This is a genomic window from Siminovitchia thermophila (genome assembly GCF_016909185.1).
Classification (GTDB): Bacteria; Bacillota; Bacilli; order Bacillales; family Bacillaceae_C; genus Siminovitchia; species Siminovitchia thermophila.
In genome coordinates this window covers 1-20,240 of record NZ_JAFBFH010000001.1, presented here as the reverse complement: position 1 = coordinate 20,240, position 20,240 = coordinate 1, and the positions used below count along the sequence as shown (strand labels likewise).

The window sequence follows — 20,240 nt, the reverse complement described above, 5'->3', positions numbered from 1 at the left end:
AGTGGGAGTCTTACGGCACCTTACATGCGGGATAAAGTGAAACTTCATTCAGTAGGCGTTTCTCCTACTGAATGTTAGTTGAACCAATCGGGCATGTAGGTGCCGTTTCTCCCACTTAGCCCTTTTGTATTCACTCAAGATGTTGAAGTGGGAGTCTTACGGCACCTTACATGCGGGATAATACTTGTACTCTATTAACGATGTACTCTAAAATTTGAAGAAGACATTTATACTGACAAGGCAGGAAGTGATGACTGACAGATGGCAAACAGAAATGTGTTGTTTGAAAAAATCCCTTTTGATCAAGAAAGCTTTTTTCGCGCATATGTTCATTTGACCCGGAACGAGGATCGGCACGTATTATTGGAAAGCGGCAGGACCGGGCGGTTCAGTATTGCAGGCATTCGACCATTTGCCGAGGCAAGAGCGATTGAAAACGGTTTGGAGATTTTTCATCATGGTGAAAAAAAGATCATGGCAGGGAAGCCAATAGAGGAGCTTGAAAAGTGGATGAAGCCCTTTTCCTTTGCCCCTTTGCCGGAAATCCCCGATTTTCAAGGCGGAGCCATCGGTTTTATTAGCTATGATTACATAGAACATGTGGTGAGTATGCCGCAAATCGCCAAAGACGACTTGCGGCTTCCATTATTATATGTTTTGGTGTTTGACGAGTGGGCTGTTTTTGACCACGAGGAGCAGACTCTCTGGTTAATGGCATTGAAGCACGGACAGGCAGAGGAAACGATTACCCGAATAAAACATGAGTGGATGGAAGCTTCCAAGCCGGCCATTGAGGAATCCGTCTTTGACAAACCCGTAGCGGATGATCAAGATATGCAAGTTTCCTTCACGGAAGAGGAGTTTAAGGCGGCCGTTCAAAAGGTGCAACAATACATTCAAGCTGGCGAAGTTTCGCAGGTGAACCTTACGGTGCGCCAATCCCAAAAAATAGCCGTTCCTCCCATACAGGTATACAATGAATTGCGAAAGCTGAATCCCTCACCTTATATGGGGTATTTTCACACACCCAGATTTCAAATTGTGTCAGGCTCACCGGAACTGTTAATCAAAAAACATGGCAAGCATGTGGGAACAAGACCGATTGGGGGAACGAGGCCCCGGGGTGCAAATGAAACGGAGGATCAAGCCCTGCAAGAGGAACTGCTTTCCAATGAAAAGGAGCGGGCGGAACATATTATGCTTGTCGATGTGGAACGGAATGATCTTGGGAAAATATGCGAATACGGAACTGTTCAAGTAGATGAACTGTTGGCCATCGAAAAGTATTCCCATGTCATGCATCTTGTTTCACATGTAGGCGGCGAGCTGTCCGCAGACAAAACTGTAAATGATGTCATCGAGGCCATATTTCCCGGCGGATCGATTACAGGCTCCCCTAAAATTCGCACAATGGAAATCATCGAAGAATTAGAACCAATAAAACGCGGGGTCTATACAGGATCACTTGGCTGGATTGGCTTTAACGGCGATCTCCATCTCAATATTACGATCCGAACGATGGTAATCAAAGAACAAATGTGCCATGTGCAAGCCGGGGCGGGAATTGTCATTGATTCAGATCCGGCGGCGGAGTATAGGGAATCATTGAAAAAAGCGGAAGCCCTTTGGAAAGCAAAGGAAGCGGCAGAGAAAAGAGGGATTAGTGTTGATACTGATTATTGATCATGATGATTCATTCACATATAACATTGTCCAGATGATTGGCGCTACGGGAAGAGAAGTGGCGGTCATATCAGCTCATGCGTCCATCGAAGAAATGGACAAACTGGCCCCTGACTCTATCATTCTTTCATCAGGAGCGGGTATTCCCGACAAAGAGGGCACAACGGTAAATATCATCCGTCATTTTTTAGGGAAAGTTCCCATCCTCGGCATTGGATTTGGACATTTGGCGGTTGCCGTTGCTTTTGGAGGCGAAATTGGAGGTTCACAATATGTGCTGCATGGGAAAACATTAGAAATTCATCATGACGGGAAATCCGTTTTTGCCGGACTGGATCATCCGTTCCAAGCAACATGCTATCACTCACTTCTTATCCAGAAGACAGACTTCCCAGCTTGTTTGGAAGTGAGTGCACAAAGCGAGAATGAAGAAATCATGGCTGTCCGTCATAAGGAATGGCCAGTCGAAAGTGTCCAGTTTCATCCAGAATCGATCATGACCCGGGAAGGAAAACGGCTTTTGTCCAACTTTCTGAAATCAATAGAATTGGCTGTGAAATAACATGGTTTTATTTTTAAATGGGAAGTTTATCAAAAAGGAAAACGCCGTTATTTCCCCCTTTGATCACGGTTATTTATACGGATTGGGCGTCTTTGAAACGATTCGTACTTATGGCGGGAAGCCGTTTTTATTGGAGGAGCATATAGAAAGGCTGAATCATGGATTAGAAGAGCTGGAGATAGACAGATCATTTACATCAGGAGAAGTAAAGCCGATTATCCAGGAATTATGCCTGATAAACGGCCTCCCCGATTCCTACATCCGAATGAATGTATCTGCGGGAGAAGGTGACATCGGGCTGCAAACCGCGCCATACATCGATCCAACTGTTATTATTTTTCAAAAATCGCTTCCCCCGCTCATTCCCCTTCAGGAAAAAGAAGCGGTCATTTTAAAACTGCGGCGCAATACACCGGAAACGGAAAGCCGGCTGAAGTCCCATCACTTTTTCAACAATGCTGCAGCGAAAAGGGAGCTGGGGCCTGACCGCGATAGGGAAGGAATTTTTCTGACAAGAGAAGGATATTTGGCAGAGGGCATTACTTCCAATCTATTTTGGGTAAAAGCGGGTGTGTTGTACACACCCTCCCTGGAAACAGGGATTTTAAACGGGATTACAAGGCAATTGATATTAAAGCTGGCTAGATCCGCAGACATTCCCGTTATAGAAGGCTTGTTTAAAGAAAATGTCCTGCAAGAGGCGGATGAAATATTTTTTACCAACTCCATCCAGGAAATCGTCCCTGTTCACAAGTTCATGAAATGCAAACTGCCGGGGAACAAGGGAGTCATAGTCGGGCGGCTTTATGAAAAATATAAGGACGCTATATCAAAGATGGATAAATAGAAGAGAAAAAATCTCCTGCGGGCTGCAGGAGATTTTGATTTCTAATTTTCATGATGTAAATCTTTAGAAGGGGGCCGATCGACTTTCCTGGCATCTTCAAAATCAAGGGCAGAACCGATAAAAAATACGAGTCCTCCGGCAACTACGGCTAAAAAAACGACCAGTCCAATCAAAACCGATAAGTCCAACGTTGTTCCCTCCCAGTTTTGTGATCGTTTAGTACAATCATTACCCCGTTTGCTAATAGAATAAACATCATATTCCTAATTGTCAACTCATTTTTAAAAATATTAGGACAATTGTGCGGGAGGTATGTTACTCATTCTCTTTCTGTTCATCTGAAGGGGAGGAATCAATTGTACGTGTGTCATCAAAATCCAACACAGTACGAATGTAATAAATAAGAAATCCCGCTATAGCCGCCAACACACCTGTTAATCCAATTGTAATCCATAATTCCATGAGCATTCCTCCTTGATACAATATGTATGCTTGCCGCCGAATTACATTCATCATAAAAAAATGCGTTTCAGTTTTGTATCGTTTGCCGTGGGCCTTTGCGATGATGATGATCCACCAAGGTACAAGACAGAGGGATTCTATCACAATCTGCCGCTCCATCTAAAACGACACACTCGGCTGTCAAGCTAGCAACATCAACAAGCCGTTCGCGGGAAAACAAAGAAAAGGAACACGACAGGGCTGAATAAAATGGCGGAAATGTTCATTCAATTGCTCAACCTCCTAACCGTCCTCGAGACGATAACCGTTTATAGATAGTGAGCCATGATTAAAAAGCAACGCAATGTTTGTTAAAGCGGGAGTCCTGGCGATCATGATAAATAAAAGAGCGCCTTGTAAAAGCGCTCAAAAAATAGTTCTTCTCTTTATTGATTTCATGATGCTCTTTAATACATATGATGGTGGTGGTGAGGGTGGGCATGGTGCATGGAATAGGGATGTATCCCCTGATGTTGAAATTGCATTTGATCCAATTCATATCCATGATGATGCCAATGGTGGTGCCCATGGTGGTGGCCATGATGATGATGCCCGTGATGGTGCATTGGATATCCGTAATGATGCATTGGATAACCATGGTAGCCATAATGATGCATGTAGATCACCTTCCTTGCTTTGTGTTTATACACCATATGACCCAGGAAAAAACATGAAACCTATTTTTCGTAAAATGGGTATTTGTCTAGTGGTTTTGTTAAACGATGGCAATCGTTTAGCAATTGTAGTGAAAAAACCTATTCTGGACCGAAAGATGAAAGATAATTCCGAATTCCGTTTAGTCATAACCGAAAGCTGGTCTCAGAGGCACGGACCCATTTACGAAGCCCGGTAAATTTGGTTACCTTGGCTACATTCTTTTGTACGCTCCCTTCGGTCCGCTACCGCAAACTTATATTGACAGCCGTTTATGATTGTATAATGAAAATAATACGCATTTGTTGTTTAAAGCAAATTATTGTTATAATGAAATGCGAACGGACATTCTCACTGATGATATATTTTACAATAAGAACATCAATTAATAGGGGCGAATACGCTAATGTCTATAGAAAAACTCAATAAACCCGAAAGGTCTGATCAAGAAAGAATAGATGTATTAAAAGAATTATTTCCAGAAGCGTTTACTGATGGAACTTTTAACCTGGAAATATTAAAAGAAGAATTACATATTCTGGATCTTTCTTCGGAAAAAGACGGCTTTTATGAGTTAAAATGGCCCGGAAAAGTGGAAGCTAAAAAACTGGCTGCAAAACCATTTACAGGTTCACTTTATCCTATGAAACATGAAGGGATAAACGTTGAAAATACCAGAAATATCTTGATTGAAGGAGAAAACTTGGAGGTTCTCCGCATACTGCAAAAAAGCTATAGAGAACAAGTGAAGTTCATATACATCGATCCCCCCTATAATACCGGGAATGATTTTATTTACGAAGATGAATACAAAGAGTCTGTACACTCATATTTATTGAAAACCGGACAAGCGGACGAAGAAGGAGTGTTAACGAGCAATCCCAAGTCGAGCGGCAGATTTCACACTAATTGGTTAAATATGATGTATCCGCGTTTACGGTTGGCAAAGTTTTTGCTTAAAAAAGAAGGAGTTATCGCCATACATATAGATGAACACGAACAGAGCAATCTGGAATTGCTGATGAATGAAATATTTGGAGAAGAAAATAGACTTGGACATATCATTTGGGATAAGCGAAATCCCAAGGGGGATGCTACGGGCATTGCTTATCAACATGAATCCATATTAGTCTACGCCAGAAATAAGGATTATTTGCTGGCAAAACATGAAATAAAAAGACCCAAACGAAACGCTGAAAAAATGATTCGAAAAGCGAAGGAGCTATTCAGCAAGCTTGGCAAGACAAGTTTGCCGGATGACCTTCAAGAAGTGGCCCAAAAATATACATTACCCAAATCGATTCTGGAAGAACATATCAAAGAATATGATTTGGACGCTGTGAATGAAGAATATAAAAAATGGTTACAAACCCAAGATGATCTATCGGGCGGGGAAGCCGCTTATAAATTTATTGATGAAAATGGGGATGTATATCGTCCAGTTTCAATGGCTTGGCCAAATAAAAAGCAGGCTCCTGACCATTATTTTATTCCATTGATTCATCCCCAAACTAAAAAACCTTGTGCGATTCCTCAAAGAGGCTGGAGAAATCCTCCCTCTACAATGAGAAAATTATTGGAAGAAAATAAAATCCTCTTTGGGAAAGATGAAAAAACAATACCAAATAGAAAATATCTTTTAAAAGAATATTTATATGAAAATATCCCATCCATCCTCAGGTATGGCGGAAGCGACGATGATTTGTTTAACAAGCTGGGGCTGCCTTTTGAAAATCCAAAGCCTTATAGATTCGCTATGGACATGATACACTTTTTTACTGAGGAAGATGATATCATATTAGATTTTTTTGCGGGATCAGGCACAACGGGTCATGCAGTCTATGAATTAAATGAAAAATATCATACCCGAAGAAGATTTATTTTGGTTCAGGTTCCCGAAGAAACAGCCAAAAATTCGGCAGCTAGAAAATCCGGATTTAACACTATTTCCCAAATAACAAAGAAAAGGTTAATGGAAGTCGCGACATGTATAAAGCAAAGGGGAGCCGTTTCTGATTGCGGATTTAAGGTTTTTGGTTTAGGGAAAACAAATATTAGACAATGGTCTGATTTTGACGGTGATCGTATTGAAGAATTGGAAGAACGGTTTGATTATTCACCGCTCGTTCCAGGCTGGAATGAAGAAAATGTCATAACCGAACTTTTGTTAGTTCAAGGTTTTCCCCTTGATAGCAATAGGGAAGTTTTAAAAAATGTGCGGTACAACAAAGTGTGGAAGATTACACATGACCGCGTCGACTACAGTTTATATATATGCCTGGACAAGAAGCTGGAAGAACATACAGCCAATGATCTTATCCCATTCAAGGGGGATGTTTTGATTGTATTGGACGATGCCGTAACCGACACATTAAAAATGGTCTTATCTGAAACGTTAAATGTAAAAACACTCTAAAAAAGGAAGAGTATCATTGGGACAACATTTGAAAATAAAGTTTGATTCTGAACAACAATATCAACTTGATGCGATCAATAGTGTTGTAAAGCTTTTTGAAGGAGTACCGACACTTGATAACGTTGATTTTTGGCCAACCCATATAGATGATAAAATTGTTACTAATGCGGGCTTGGATGAACAATTGGATTATCATCTTCTGTTGCACAACCTGCAACAAGTCCAACAGAAAAACAATCTTGAAAAGAGAGGGAGCGAAATCTCGCTTTCTTCCAAAATAGAACTCGATGAAGGACCTCTTCTGAATGGCATTCACCATGACAAACCTATTGCTATTCCGCATTTTACAATCGAAATGGAAACCGGCACCGGAAAAACATATGTTTATTTAAGAACCATTCATGAATTACATAAAATCTATGGGTATAAAAAGTTCATGATCGTTGTGCCGAGCATAGCCATTTATGAAGGTGTGGTAAAAACAATTGAAATGACAAAATCCCATTTTGCGTCATTGTACGATAATGAAGAAATATCTTTGATTCAATATGATGGCGCTAAATTGGGCAAATTGCGCGAGTATGCCGAAACCCCCTATCTATCTGTCATGATCATGACAATGGATTCGTTTAATAAACCTTCCAATAACTTTTATAAAATGACCGAACAATTACAAGGTGATAAAAAGCCCATTCATTTTGTCCAAGAAACGAGACCTATCGTTGTATTGGATGAACCGCAAAATTTTCATACAAAAATAGCCAAGGAAGCCATCCGCACACTAAAACCTTTATTTGTCTTAAGATATTCGGCGACCCATAAAGAGACGCCCAACTTATGTTATCGCCTTACACCAATAGATGCTTTTAGAAATAACCTTGTAAAACAAATTGAAGTGATCGGCATATCTGATTTGGACAACTTTAATGTTCCTTTAATCCGGTTAATGGATATAGTTCGCCAGCCGATAGCGGCAAAAGTAAAAGTGAATGTATTGGATAAGGGAATAAAAAAGGAAAGAGACATCTTGTTAAGACAAGGTTCTGATCTAGAAAAGATCACCGGATTACAAGATTATGCCGGATTGAAAGTGACGGAAATCCAGTATGGCAAAAAAGACGAACATAAAAAAGTTTCGTTTGAAAATGGGTTTGAATTAAGTTTTCATCATGCACTTGCATCTAAAGAAAGTATTTTTCGAGCACAAATTGAAAAAACGATTGAAGTGCATATGGCTAAACAAGAGGAATTGAAAGAAAAAGGAATTAAAGTGTTATCATTGTTTTTTATCGACAAAGTGAAAAATTATACCGGTAAAGAGGCTCTTATTAGAAGGTTGTTTGATGAGTGTTTTAACAGATTAAAGACGAAATTTCCTTCTTTTTCCAATATGGAGCCGAGTGAAGTCAGAGAAGGTTATTTTGCAAAGCCCGGCAAGACGGCGAGTGATGATGAAGCGGTTGACACGAATGGCCGCAATCAAACCGAAAGAAAAATGGAAAAAGCCGCTTTTGAATTAATTATGAAGAAAAAGGAACAATTACTTTCTTTTGAAGAACCGGTCTCTTTTATCTTTGCCCACTCTGCACTCAGAGAAGGTTGGGATAATCCGAATGTGTTTCAAATCTGCACATTAAATCAAACTGTTTCTAACATCAAAAAAAGGCAGGAAATAGGAAGAGGATTACGATTGGCTGTAGACCAAAAAGGGGAGAGGCCTGCGGAATATGAAATGAATATCCTCACGGTCATCGCCAATGAAAGTTATGAGAACTACGTGGCAAGTTTGCAACATGAATATGAAGAAGATGGAAATAAACCTCCTCAGAAGCCAAAAAAGCCGCGGCAAGCCATTGTTAAACGCAATGACAGACTATTTCTTTCTTCTGAGTTTCAACATTTTTGGGCGAAATTAAATCAGAAAGTAAAGTATGAAATAAACATTGATACGGAAAAGCTCATCAATCAATGTGTGAAAAGGTTAAATGCCACCAAGTTTCCCGAGCCGACAATGGAAATTTCCCGCGCCAAGTTTATCATGCACCAATACAAGATAGTGTTAAGAGAAACCCGGGATGAAAAAGCATATATTACCATTGCGTTTCAAAATTCTACCGGCAATCGTTATACGAGAAATGAAACAGTTCGGGAAGGGGACAGTCTCTATAAACTAGTAAATGATATCCGACTGAAACATCACATCGTTACGGAAATCAATTCTAGCAGCAAAAGTGAGGAACAATCTCTTATATTTGCTGGTGGGGAGATCCTCACAAAAGAAAGTCCATTCATATTTCACACTGAAAAAATCCGTCATATTGAAAAAAATAAAACGAGAGTTTTCAGTGAAAAATACCCTATACCTAACTTAATAGAGAGGGCGGCAAAAGAAACAAATTTAACAAAAAAAACAATCATAACGATATTTAAAAAAATGGATCTTGAAAAAAGAAAGCTTATATGGAAAAACCCCGAGGGCTGGATTCGTGAGTTTTTATCCCGGATTCAGGAAGTTTCCCGTAACCACATCGCCGAAAACATTGAATTTACGGTAATGGCGGAGCCATTGTATGATGTAAATGCAATATTTCCTATCACTAGGAAATGTCCGCAGAAGCAGTTGATCGCGGGCGGGATAAACAGCTTATATGATAAAGTGCAAGTTGATTCAGATGTTGAACGTGACTTTATGTTGAAACGAGTCATACCTGATGCGGACAACACGAAGCTTTATTTTAAATTCCCGCCCCATTTTAAAATAAAATTCCCAAAAGTGATTGGCAATTATAAACCCGGCTGGGGAATGGTCAGATTAGAAAAAGAGGGAGAAGTAAAGCTTGAATTCATTAGAGATTTGAAAGGCGGGCTGAATAGTTCCCAAGTCAAATGTGCTCAAAAATATTTTGGCAAGTTGGGTATCAGTTATGGGGTTGTTGATCAAACAGTTCGTGATTGGTGGGAAAAATCACGCATAGAATAAAATAGGAAGAGCAGGAAAATTCACCCTTAGTGACGAATCATGTCTAAGGGTGTTTCTATTTTAAAGGGGGTTATTCAATGGGAAATTATTATCAAACAAATGCGATTTATCGTTATTTGGACGAGAATCCTCATCCTTTTTTCAAGTTTCCAAAAGGCAATATTGGGGCGCTCATATATGGAGATAAGAATACGTTTCATCCCAAAGTATTGAGTTTGGCGGCTGGAGTGAAAGCCGATGAACCATTGTCGAACAGCTATTACGAAACGTAGGCGCTTTTAAACCAGATCAGCCACCGATAAGGGGTTCCGTTTGTCACCATTCTTTTTAGAACAGATGTTACACAAATAACAGAAATCGCTATGGCAAAAAGAGATGGCAACTTTGCCAACATACCGTTGCCTGAGTTAGCCAAGAAACTGCAATCTTTTCATTGGGAAATGAATCGTCATCCTACAAAAAAAGCGATTAATAGCGAATCATCCAGTGCATGTATGAATTGGCAGAGACGAAATCTCGGTAATCGAATGATTGCGGTTGAGATAGACATGTTTAAAATCTCGCGTCAGGACGTTATTGAGCGCTTTTCCGAATTAAAACGATCTTATTTTACCCTAAATCAATGGCGGCCATTTTCAGTAGATTACAATAACTTCAGAGTAGTAAGTAAACTTGCGCAAATGAGCGATATACAATTCGATATTGTATATAATAGAAAAACAAAAAACCCTTGTTTTGACGATCCCAGTCAAGTGAGAGTAGTTCATGTTCATGATGATCAAGATATTGTTATATCAGATGGCAGATGCATAACAATACATGATTTCATGAATGATTAGAGACATCTCACGTATGGAGATTTTTATTATGTAAACTTTGAATAACCCAGATAGTAGAAAATACACGATAACTCCGAGTATGAAAAAACTATTCATTTATTCAGTTTATTTCATTCTCCTTTTTAAGACCTGATTCAAAAATGAAACGACGCATGTGTTGTAAATCGAAGATTAAGCTTTCTTTTTGAATCTGTTGCCTGTATTTAAGTACACCAAGGCAAAAATAATAAGGGTAAATAGTAAAATAAGACCTATAATCAACAACACTTGTTTCCCTAACACCTCACTTAATGTCAACAATAAGATGCTCAAGCAAACGCCAAACATGATTTTCCCCATAAATTTGCACAAAGCCACTTCATCGTATTGAGCTTTTTCACTGTCAGACATTGTATTATAACCCGCAATCAAAAATGCTCCTTTTCCTCTTGACAATACGATAGCAAAAATGAAAAAAGAAATGAAAATAATGATGAGAATGGTAGCTTCAAACATAACGGCACCTTCCTTTGCTTCATATTGAATGCAATACTCATGATTGATTTGAATAAGAGTACCAGAAATGCTATAAACGGGTTCTTTCCCTTAACCTCCAACTAGCAGTTTGATCATGAAATCGAACCATTTGCTTTTAGCAACAAGTGGAAGTAGCGAGAACCTGGCTGGTTTCGGTACGAAGCAAAGTCTTTGGGCCATTTCTTCAATCTAACAGCTCTACAACCATGCATTGATTTCATCATAACGCAAAATAGCAAGTTGTGGAAAGGTGTGAAAATAATCTTTTTAAAATATTTCATCAAACAACTTTTACAGAATCTTGAAGGTACTCCTTTTCCTAATGCAACAAAAGGACAACCTCTTTCAAGAAGAAGGTTTGCCGTTTTGGCAATATGAACAGATATTATATTTTAGAGTAATGTGATCGTTCTTGTCTTTTAATGATTGGGAAGATGTATTAAACCCTTATTGCTTTGTTGTTGTGATCTTTTCGCTTATATGGCATGCAGTCTTATGTCGTATCTTTAATAGTGATACCAATATGTCATTATTTCCATTGCTGCATCAATCGCGGATGGTGCAACTTCTGCGTTAGTTGCGGCTTCAGCTAAGTGGCGAGCGCTCGTTAGCCTTGCCATTGTGTTAGGAGTCATCGGTTCGGTGCTTGGCAATTATTTGGGGATTGGCGTACATACTTCATTAAATGTATCATCGATGCCTAAAAATAGGAGGAGATTAAATGGTGACCTATCGGTTATATCGGTCGGGAATTCATGATGCGACATTGACATTTCAAAGTGACGGGGTCTTATTTCGAGAAAGGAACGTTATGACAAACGAATGGGATGATCAGGTAAGCTTAACGGACACACAAACAAAGGCACTGGAAGATTACTACCATATAAATCCGCGAGAGATTTGGGAGCGTCTGGATGAATACAGGAATATTTTTCAAACAGAAAAACAGCAGGTGGTCACGTCCTGGGGGGCTGTTTATCATAGACTTGAGCAAGATAAAAGCGTATGGGTTGAAAGAAAGAAAAAGTTTCCGCTCGATATAGTACTGGCAGATGGAGAACCAGTTGCCTTTATATGCCCTTCGAGGATCAATTGCAGTGTTTTGGTTAAGGAAGGATATGAAGCAAATACACCTATAAAACTTTGGGATCACCCAAAAGTATCGAAAGCAACATACGGTATTGAACATCTCGGGAGCTTTATGGTGGCTATGAGGGATCATATTAGATTGGCTACAGATGTATGGGTTCCAAGTAAACTTGAGGGACCAAAGCCGGTTATTTTAGTAAGGACGCCTTATGGACGAATGATATACAAACGATCGTATGTGGATTTCATTCAACGTGGTTATGTCGTCGTTATCCAGGATACGCGAGGAAGACAAGATTCAGAAGGTGAATGGCTCCCTATGTATTCAGAGATAGAAGATGGCGATGATACGTTAAATTGGATTGCCGAGCAACCTTGGTGTAACGGAAACATCGGGATGGTCGGTGCTTCTTATGGCGGGTATGTTCAATGGGCTGCCGCAGCCAGCGGCAATCCTCATTTAAAGGCCTTAGTCAGTATTGTTACCGCCGGAAGTCCTTTTATCGATATCCCCAGAAAAGGGGGTACTTTCGTATCCGGCACGCTTGCTTGGGCCTTTGCAATGGCTGAAAAAGAATTTAAGCCGGAAAATATGCTTCGTACAGATTGGGATGATGTTTTGAACACTCGTCCATTACGAAATATTCCGAAAAATGCATTGGGAAAAGAAGTCCCTTTTTGGAACGAATGGATGGCGCATCCTGCGAAAGATGATTTTTGGTCAAAGTCGGATTGGTATCAATATAAAGCAAATATTAAGGTACCCGCCATGATCATATCAGGATGGTATGATGATAACGGGATGGGAACGACGGAAGCGCTTGAAGTAGTACAAGACTATGCCGACAATGATAAGAAGATTATTCTTGGGCCGTGGATGCATGATGCAAATACGACCCGTGATATCCAAGGCGTTGCTTTCGGTAATAATGCGCTTCGTTATGATATGGATTTTTACTATCTGCAATGGTTTGATCGGAAACTAAAAGGAATTAATAATGGAATTGATGGCGGCCCAATCGTCGAATATTATGTTATCGGCGAAAACAAATGGGTGACAGCCAAACAATGGCCTCCTGAAAATGTTGAATGGACTAATATGTATGTAAGCAGCAAAAGCAGTGCCAAATCTTCCTATGGGGATGGTACTCTATTGTTCGATTCATCTGTCCAGGAGGGGTATGATGAATTTGTATATGATCCGGAAAACCCGGCTCCGCACTTGATTGATCTATCGGAAAATGAAATTGGCGTCCCGGCCAATTATAAAGAAGTGGAAGAAAGAGAGGACGTACTAGTTTACACTTCCGCACCTTTGGATAAACCAATAACGATTGCCGGGGACATTTATGTGAAAATATTCGCCTCCAGCTCTGCCAAAGATACGGATTGGATTGTTCGCCTAACAGATGTTGACCCGAAAGGCAATTCTATTCAACTAGTGGATGGTGTGTTTTGTGCCCGATTCAGAAAAGGTTTTGAACGAGAGATTTTGCTTGAACCAAATAAAGTGGAAGAATATGTTATTCGCACATCGAAAATAGCCAATACCTTTAAGAAAGGACACCGGATTCGTTTAACGATAACTTCCAGTGCGGATAACTATATTTTTCCAAACTCCAATACCGGAAAAGATCCTGCAACAGATATTGATTTCCTAAAGGCCAAACAACGAGTTTATCATCAAGGGAACCATCTGTCATATGTGCAATTGCCTATCATTAAATAAAAACGACAAGGATTTCATTAAATGCGATTTAATCGTCAGCTTCGAGTATTCCTCATAAAAGAGAGGTTTTTTATGAAATCTCCTGTATGTTATCAATTAGCCTGATGAGACGATTTTTTGATCCACTTGTTCACGATCCTGAATGAATATCAAAATGTGAGTGAGTTCAACTTTGTTTCTAGCATTATTGGCTTAAAACACAAATGTTGGTTTTGACCGTTTTTAGACGAAAGGTGACCAATACGTGCCACTTTGTCAATGGTAACAAAAAAAGCAAGGGAGCATAAACGCTGAACCCCTTGCTGTTACTGGCTTTTTAGGTACGGCCCCGGCAGGAATCGAACCTGCGACGCACGGTTTAGGAAACTCGCTTTTAGTCGCAAATGTCCGTAAAGCCTGTCGTTAGCCTAACGCTGCCTCAATCGGTTTATAAAGCCTTACACGTTCTCTTATTACGGTTACTGCAATAATAGCCGATTTTAAACGGACAAGCAAGTCTTACTCGATTATTTCCTGTACGTCCAGTTTATCGAGCAAGGCTACGCCACTATGCTGTTTTATTTCCCGGATCCTTCCGATTAGTTCCCGAAAATATCAGCCGAGCGGGCTTGGCGTGAGTAGGCAGGCAGCGAGCGCGCGCATCCGAAAGCTAGTCGACTATCGATGGCAGGGGCGTCCGTTGGTCGAAGCTGTCAAAGTGCGCACCGATAAAGGAACGTGGGATAACACGCGTTATACGGTACTGCCGATCAGCCAGCTAAGGATATTCGAAGCAGAGCCGGAGGATTTAACGTCCATGCAACCTACAGCCGTGTCAAGGGTAGCCGACATGGGTGGGGATAGCACTAACTAGAACTAGGTTTTAACAAGAACTATTATTTAACGAGATAAAACATACCGTTCGAAGCTATCGCTTCTCACGGGAACTATCTAATACAGATTTTTTCGAAGATGTTAATTATTTCGATAATACGGTATAAGGTATCTATTCGGAGGAAGTTCTTCAAATAAAAAGAAAAGGTGAACGGCGCGGGCAAAAGAAAAAGACGAAGCAGTTAAGCCTCGTCCTCTTCTTCGGAAACTCTTACGAATTGTACAACGTCTTGAATTTGACAATCGAAGTGATCGCAGATTCTTTTAATAATGTCCAATGATATTATTTCATTCTTAGAAATTCTAGAGGTTGTTGACGGTGCGATTTTTAATACTTCTCTTAGATATTGTTTATTTTTACCTTTCTTAAGGAGAAGTATCTCTAAAGGCATGTAACTAATTTTCGTTTCTCTCACAACTATCACCTCCACTTACATTATAGCACAAGTGAATGAAAAGTACACTTAAAGTTACGAAAAATTAATATGTAAATACAAAAAGTTATTTTTAGGTGTTGACACTTAAAAAAATATGTTGTAATATACTATTTAAGTTAGTCGAAAGATACGAAAAGTTAACAGGAGGTAACGAATAAATGGATAATAGAATATTAGTTGTCGAAAAAGGAATCTTAGTGCATACGATTTACGAAGCAAGTCTAGAGGCAGAGGGAACACCAATCATCGAAGGCACATTCGCAGAAACAACGTCCGCATGGACGGGAACATTTACGTCAGATTGCGGACAAGTTTACGAGATTATCGACGGCTACATAATAAAGGAGGTAGCGTAATGGGAAACGTAATCGAATTTAAAAAGAACGACGAGCAGATAACAGAAGTTGTTGAAGTAGCAACGTCACAACTAACAGAACACAGCAAGCAGGCGGAATACTCTCCGCCAATGAGCAAGAAGAAATGGTCGGAATTTGTCGCCAACATCGCAAAGGCTGGGCTTCATCATCCAATTATAGCTACTAAAGGATTTAAGGTAGTTGGGAATATATATCACTTCAGAGCGGCGAAAGAGCTTGGAATAAAGGATGTAAAAGTAATATTCGAAGATGTGACGGACGACGGCGTTCCTTCCTATATGACGAACAATATATTACAGGTTCCGGAATTAAAGTCGGGACAACGGGCGGCGCTAGTCGTTAGATTGTTTTATGAAGAGATGTCGCAAGAAGCAAAAGTTGGTCAAGGAAATAGAAATGACCTTTTGCCAGATTTGGCAAAAAGTAAGTTAAGTCGGGATACTGCCGAAGAATTAGCTAAAAAGGCGGGGATTGGGCGGTCGAGTATGACTTACCTTATTGCAGTCTACCGCAACCGCCCCGACCTATTCGAGCGGGTATTCAACGGAGAGTATTCGATTAATCGGGCATATACGCAGATGAAGGCGGACGAGCAACCGGAAGGCGTTAAATGCGCTAATTGCTCGCCCGCTGTCGTTCCGAGTTTGCCCGCGGATACTAGACGCTGGAGTTGCGGGATGAGATCGTGGAGTTTTAGGACTCGTTTTGTGCCTGTTAGAGATTTCTCTCCGATAAACTCTCCTATATCCGAAAGCCCATTTTGGTCTTTCGCTCCCGCCATATCCCCTCCTCGCCTAACGCCCCAATATTCCCGCAAGAAATTCGCTATTCTCGACTTCTTGATCGGATCTGTTTCAGCTTGTCCTCGCCTTTCAACGTTCTCAGCGATAAGCAAGTATTCCGCTTCATCCTCGTCGACTATCGGTGGCAAGGTCGAAAGCTGATCGAAACTACACGCAAGCGTTCGGACGGTGGTACGTGGGAAAATACGCGCTATACGGTACTGCCGATAAGCCAGTTAAGCATATTTGAAGCGGAGCCGGAGCGACTATGTGACGAGTAACCATGTGCGGATGTAGCTCACATGGACAGGCGTCACACTAACAAGAATCATCTTTTAACGAGAACTATCTTTAACAAGATAAAACATACCGCCCAAACAAGTTTGGTCGGAACGTATCTATAATAAACACATTTCGAAGGAACTAATACTCCGATAATATGATATAAGGTATCTATTCGAAGGAAGAACTTCCAAAAAGAAAATTAAAAATAAAAGAAAGGTAGGCGGCGCGGCCTGACGCTTATATAGGGGGGGTAAACGAAATTGACAAACGAAATCACAAAGTTTCAATACGATCAACTAGACGGAGACACCGCAGACTTCCTCCGCCAGAAAGAATCAAACATGCGGCAGATCGTCGGAAAGGCTTATACGGAATTAGGACGTGAGTTGTACGAGGCGCAGCAGGAGTTATCTAAAAAAGGAGGAAGGCACGAGGGGGTATTCGGTAAATGGCTTCAATATATCGGGATGGAAAGACGACAAGCGACTCGTTTAATTCAACGATATAAATTAGTCATTGGGACAAATTGTCCCGAAGGCGAGAATCTTATCGAGGATTTACCGGTATCCCTAACATACGAAATCGCCAAGCCTTCCGCAGAATCCACGCCAGCCAAAGCGCAAGCCAAAGCGGAGGTACTTGCGGGCGAGATCGAATCATTAAAGTCTTTCGCGTTCCCTGCGCTCGGCTTCCGCCTGTTTTAAAGCCTTCTTTAATTCGCGTAGTTCGCGTACGGTCATTTCTTCGGGCTTCTTCATTTCGCCTTTATCCGTGACGTGTTCGACTTCTCGCTTTTCGGGCGGAAGGGTTGCGATAAGATATAAGGCGTCCATTCCGATATTTCGTGACGTCTCGAATTTTGAAAGCTGTTCAGCGACCTTTATTGCTTTGCTAACGAAGTCTTTCGTTAATCCAATAGACTCGTACCATTCCATAAACTCTCCGTGCGCCAAGTCGTTTTCCTTAACGTGTTTCAATCGCCTACCAATCTCGAATATTGCTTCGCCCGCCACACGCTGGTATGCGTTAATTTCTGCGGTGATTACGTTTAGGTCTTGCGACAGTTTGTCCGTCGATAGATCGTGATTACCACCGCCTTTTATTTCGTTTGCCATTTCGATAACCTCCTATATTAAGCGATAATGTTGCATACGTATGTCAAGGCGTTTTACTTGACGCTTTAATGAAGGAATTATTCCGAAGGTATACCGAAAGCATGCAACGTGATGCAACGTAAAATCGTCGTCAGGCAGTCCGTTAGTCAGGCGAGGCGTTCAAGGCGCTAGGACTCCGAAAACTCACGGGGTCAGCATTATATCGGAAATTAACAATCGCAAGCGGACTAAAACGGCTTAATTTTCGACACATAATGAAGGAACTATTTCGAGTGCCTTTAGTAGGCTTGCGATTTAGGCTTCCGATTAGTTCCGGTTTTATGCTGTTTTTCATCGGACTATATCGGTTATAACCGACACTTTCACCAGCCGCAAGGCGGTTACGCGCGGCATAGTCAACGCTTTAGACTCCGTTAAACACTATAAATAATGTTATTGTCCCCCAAAACGTACACATCGTCTAAAAGTGTTAACTTATAGATATTTCCGAAATATGCCTAGATTTATTCGAAAATACCGCTTGAAACCGTCTAGAAGTTAGTCTATAATTAAACGTATAGAATATAGCAGACTTTTAGACGGAGGTTATCGGATATGAAAATAGGATATGCGCGTGTATCGACGGTAGGGCAGGACTTAGAAACGCAAGAGGCGATATTAAAGGCGGAAGGCTGCGAGCGTCTATATGTCGAGAAGGTTACGGGAACATCGACAGCACCACGGAAGGAACTCGCTAACATGATCGACAATGTACGGGCAGGAGATACGGTGTATGTAACGAAGATAGACCGATTGGCCCGCTCGATTACCGACCTCAATAAGATTGTATCGGAGCTAAACGAGAAGGGCGTTAGTGTCGTATTTATTCAGGATGATATGACGTTTAAAACAGGCGGAAAGATTACCGCTATGCAAGAACTTATGTTTAACATACTCGGCAGCTTTGCGCAGTTTGAACGGTCATTAATCGTCGAAAGAACAACCGAAGGAAGGGAACGAGCAAAGGCGCAAGGCAAGCATATGGGACGACCGGCAAGCAGTAACGAGCGAGATATACGGAAGGCTATCGAACTAATGAAAGACCGTGCAAACAACGGTCTAAGCGTCACAGATATATGCAAGATAACAGGCGTCAAGCGTGCGACATTATACGCAAGAATGAAGGAAGAAAAGGCAGCCGAAAAATAAGCGGCTGTCTCTTTTTATGTAAGGCGGGAGAATAAAAAAAAGACCGGCGGGGGAGGGTAACGCTGGCTGGCCGCACCAAGTAACCCTGACAAACGCGAAGTAAAAAAATATTTCGATACCATAAAATGGAAATGCAAATATCGAAATATTTTCCGCCGGAATTTTAAAAATCGAGGGGTCGGGGCCTCCTTTTTCGAACAGCGCACACCATCTGCCGTTTTGATACGGGATATTTCAGATCACTTCGGCTTAGCTTCAATTTTATGATCAAATAACGGGGGTATACCCGCCTTTTTAGAAGTCGTAATGTTTCGCTAGTGTATTAGGTATCGGAAGGCTTTAAACGTTTAAAAAGGCGGTCATAATCGGACTTCGGACGGGTGAATATATATATGCGGCGCCGAGTACGAGGACTTCGATAAAATAATAACGACCTAGCCTTCGGGCCGGGTCGCGCTGTTCTTTCGTTTGTTCTTCGTCGGATAGTCGTATTCAATTCCGTACGGATTCGCCATGTTCATTATTTCGCTCTCGAGTTCAAATGTTATTAATTGCGTTATATCTTCGATGCCGAGCGCCCAAGCAATCTTTTCTAGCGTTGGTATATGCAATCTTTCGACATAGCCACGTGATAGCTGCGATATTGTCGCCTGTCTTACTCCGGACATTTCCGACAGCTGCATTTGTGTTAACGCGCGCTCGGCCATGCGCTGCTTTAAGTGAATGACTACTCGAACACGATCGTATAAGTGATCTTCTGTATCGTCGTATTCCTCTAATGCTTTGACGGCATCTTCGCCGACTAAAAAGTTTTTGCGATAATCATCCATAACTTTTTCGCCTCGCTTTCGTTGGGTTTTCGTTAATTTTATTATACTCTTATACGTTTATCAAATTATTTTTAAAAAAAGTGTTGACAGCGTTTTTCGACAGTGTTATATTCAATATACGCATAGGCGTTTAAGAGTTTATTTTGGTCGAGATAATTCGACTTTCGTTTTGTTCTTAATATACTCTTAAACGTATAAGAGTAAAAAAAGGGAGGCCATCGAAAATGGAACTAATGACAGTATTATTTGCTACATTCGGAACGTTCTTTCTCGGTTACTTCATCGGCAATATGCGCGAAGGCAAGGAGGTATCGAAATAATGGATCATGCGATTGAGTCATTACGTGAGCATATCCGGGCTACCGCGAACATATTGCGCCAGGAGCCGGACAATGACGATCTAAAGCGCGAACTCTACGCTATGGTATCGGCGGTCAATGTTATGGAGATTTACACCTATGGTCGGCACGTGACGAAGTATAACGACATTATCGAGGGGGAATCGAAATGAAACTTATATCATATCGGAGAACGGCG

The 20,240-nt window shown here is 41.0% G+C and carries 21 protein-coding genes; 15 read left to right on the top strand and 6 right to left on the bottom strand.

Features of this window, described 5'->3' with window-relative positions; all coding sequences use genetic code 11:
* Positions 1-261: 261 nt before the first annotated feature.
* Genes JOC94_RS00105 through pabC form a run of 3 tightly spaced genes read left to right on the top strand, consistent with a single transcriptional unit; the run spans position 262 to position 3,092 of the window.
* Positions 262-1,683 (top strand): anthranilate synthase component I family protein, encoded by a 1,422-nt coding sequence (locus JOC94_RS00105; protein ID WP_077109497.1) that lies wholly within the window; start codon positions 262-264, stop codon positions 1,681-1,683.
* Positions 1,667-2,245, top strand: coding sequence for an anthranilate synthase component II (locus JOC94_RS00100; RefSeq protein WP_077109498.1), 579 nt, complete (start codon positions 1,667-1,669; stop codon positions 2,243-2,245). The genes JOC94_RS00105 and JOC94_RS00100 overlap by 17 nt, the downstream gene beginning before the upstream one ends.
* A 1-nt stretch (position 2,246) precedes the next feature.
* Positions 2,247-3,092, top strand: a complete 846-nt coding sequence (gene pabC / locus JOC94_RS00095; protein ID WP_077109499.1) for an aminodeoxychorismate lyase — start codon at positions 2,247-2,249, stop codon at positions 3,090-3,092.
* Positions 3,093-3,133: 41 nt separating this feature from the next.
* Here pabC and JOC94_RS00090 read toward each other — a convergent pair whose 3' ends face one another.
* Together JOC94_RS00090 and JOC94_RS00085 are read right to left on the bottom strand one after the other, a co-directional pair.
* A complete protein-coding gene (locus JOC94_RS00090) occupies positions 3,134-3,280 on the bottom strand; it encodes a hypothetical protein (RefSeq protein ID WP_171973772.1) in 147 nt (48 codons plus the stop codon).
* A gap of 127 nt (positions 3,281-3,407) precedes the next feature.
* Entirely contained in the window at positions 3,408-3,554 is a 147-nt protein-coding gene (locus tag JOC94_RS00085) for a hypothetical protein (RefSeq protein WP_171973773.1), read from the bottom strand.
* A 373-nt stretch (positions 3,555-3,927) separates the two neighbouring features.
* Between JOC94_RS00085 and JOC94_RS00080 the strand changes: the two genes are divergently transcribed.
* The 5 genes from JOC94_RS00080 to JOC94_RS00060 all read left to right on the top strand — a co-directional run bounded on the left by JOC94_RS00080 (position 3,928) and on the right by JOC94_RS00060 (position 10,482).
* Positions 3,928-4,446 (top strand): hypothetical protein, encoded by a 519-nt coding sequence (locus JOC94_RS00080; protein WP_077109501.1) that lies wholly within the window; start codon positions 3,928-3,930, stop codon positions 4,444-4,446.
* A 207-nt stretch (positions 4,447-4,653) separates the two neighbouring features.
* The gene (locus JOC94_RS00075) at positions 4,654-6,663 is read left to right on the top strand and encodes a site-specific DNA-methyltransferase (protein ID WP_077109502.1); all 2,010 of its coding nucleotides are present in this window, start codon (positions 4,654-4,656) and stop codon (positions 6,661-6,663) included.
* A 16-nt stretch (positions 6,664-6,679) separates the two neighbouring features.
* Positions 6,680-9,643: a restriction endonuclease gene (locus JOC94_RS00070; protein ID WP_077109503.1), complete on the top strand. Its 2,964-nt coding sequence runs from the start codon at positions 6,680-6,682 to the stop codon at positions 9,641-9,643.
* Positions 9,644-9,720: 77 nt separating this feature from the next.
* The gene (locus JOC94_RS00065; protein WP_077109504.1) at positions 9,721-9,915 is read left to right on the top strand and encodes a hypothetical protein; all 195 of its coding nucleotides are present in this window, start codon (positions 9,721-9,723) and stop codon (positions 9,913-9,915) included.
* Between the two features lie 90 nt (positions 9,916-10,005).
* Positions 10,006-10,482: a hypothetical protein gene (locus tag JOC94_RS00060; RefSeq protein WP_077109505.1), complete on the top strand. Its 477-nt coding sequence runs from the start codon at positions 10,006-10,008 to the stop codon at positions 10,480-10,482.
* 171 nt (positions 10,483-10,653) lie between these two features.
* On the opposite strand, the gene JOC94_RS00055 is transcribed toward JOC94_RS00060, so the two are convergent.
* Positions 10,654-10,977, bottom strand: coding sequence for a DUF3784 domain-containing protein (locus JOC94_RS00055; protein ID WP_077109506.1), 324 nt, complete (start codon positions 10,975-10,977; stop codon positions 10,654-10,656).
* A gap of 549 nt (positions 10,978-11,526) precedes the next feature.
* Here JOC94_RS00055 and JOC94_RS23430 point away from each other — a divergent pair.
* Positions 11,527-11,757 carry a DUF819 family protein gene (locus JOC94_RS23430; protein WP_139345532.1) on the top strand — a complete coding sequence of 77 codons (231 nt, stop codon included), beginning with the start codon at positions 11,527-11,529 and terminating at the stop codon, positions 11,755-11,757.
* Positions 11,720-13,816, top strand: a complete 2,097-nt coding sequence (locus tag JOC94_RS00045) for a CocE/NonD family hydrolase (RefSeq protein ID WP_205177856.1) — start codon at positions 11,720-11,722, stop codon at positions 13,814-13,816. The genes JOC94_RS23430 and JOC94_RS00045 overlap by 38 nt, the downstream gene beginning before the upstream one ends.
* A gap of 1,055 nt (positions 13,817-14,871) precedes the next feature.
* On the opposite strand, the gene JOC94_RS00040 is transcribed toward JOC94_RS00045, so the two are convergent.
* Positions 14,872-15,105 (bottom strand): helix-turn-helix domain-containing protein, encoded by a 234-nt coding sequence (locus JOC94_RS00040; protein ID WP_328799750.1) that lies wholly within the window; start codon positions 15,103-15,105, stop codon positions 14,872-14,874.
* Between the two features lie 179 nt (positions 15,106-15,284).
* Here JOC94_RS00040 and JOC94_RS00035 point away from each other — a divergent pair, with 179 nt between their 5' ends.
* The 3 genes from JOC94_RS00035 (at position 15,285) to JOC94_RS00025 (ending at position 17,274) form a co-directional block, all read left to right on the top strand.
* The gene (locus tag JOC94_RS00035; RefSeq protein WP_205177847.1) at positions 15,285-15,482 is read left to right on the top strand and encodes a hypothetical protein; all 198 of its coding nucleotides are present in this window, start codon (positions 15,285-15,287) and stop codon (positions 15,480-15,482) included.
* A complete protein-coding gene (locus tag JOC94_RS00030; RefSeq protein WP_205177845.1) occupies positions 15,482-16,447 on the top strand; it encodes a ParB N-terminal domain-containing protein in 966 nt (321 codons plus the stop codon). Before JOC94_RS00035 ends, JOC94_RS00030 begins: the two co-directional genes overlap by 1 nt.
* Positions 16,448-16,830: 383 nt before the next feature.
* Entirely contained in the window at positions 16,831-17,274 is a 444-nt protein-coding gene (locus JOC94_RS00025) for a hypothetical protein (RefSeq protein ID WP_205177843.1), read from the top strand.
* On the opposite strand, the gene JOC94_RS00020 is transcribed toward JOC94_RS00025, so the two are convergent.
* The gene (locus tag JOC94_RS00020; RefSeq protein WP_205177841.1) at positions 17,230-17,685 is read right to left on the bottom strand and encodes a DUF3102 domain-containing protein; all 456 of its coding nucleotides are present in this window, start codon (positions 17,683-17,685) and stop codon (positions 17,230-17,232) included. The genes JOC94_RS00025 and JOC94_RS00020 overlap by 45 nt on opposite strands.
* 594 nt (positions 17,686-18,279) lie before the next feature.
* Between JOC94_RS00020 and JOC94_RS00015 the strand changes: the two genes are divergently transcribed.
* The gene (locus tag JOC94_RS00015; RefSeq protein ID WP_205177839.1) at positions 18,280-18,873 is read left to right on the top strand and encodes a recombinase family protein; all 594 of its coding nucleotides are present in this window, start codon (positions 18,280-18,282) and stop codon (positions 18,871-18,873) included.
* A gap of 434 nt (positions 18,874-19,307) precedes the next feature.
* On the opposite strand, the gene JOC94_RS00010 is transcribed toward JOC94_RS00015, so the two are convergent.
* A complete protein-coding gene (locus JOC94_RS00010) occupies positions 19,308-19,703 on the bottom strand; it encodes a helix-turn-helix domain-containing protein (protein WP_205177831.1) in 396 nt (131 codons plus the stop codon).
* 319 nt (positions 19,704-20,022) lie between these two features.
* On the opposite strand from JOC94_RS00010, the gene JOC94_RS00005 reads away from it, so the two are divergent.
* Complete coding sequence (locus JOC94_RS00005; protein ID WP_205177827.1) at positions 20,023-20,214, top strand: hypothetical protein; 192 nt, start codon at positions 20,023-20,025, stop codon at positions 20,212-20,214.
* Positions 20,215-20,240 lie beyond the last annotated feature (26 nt).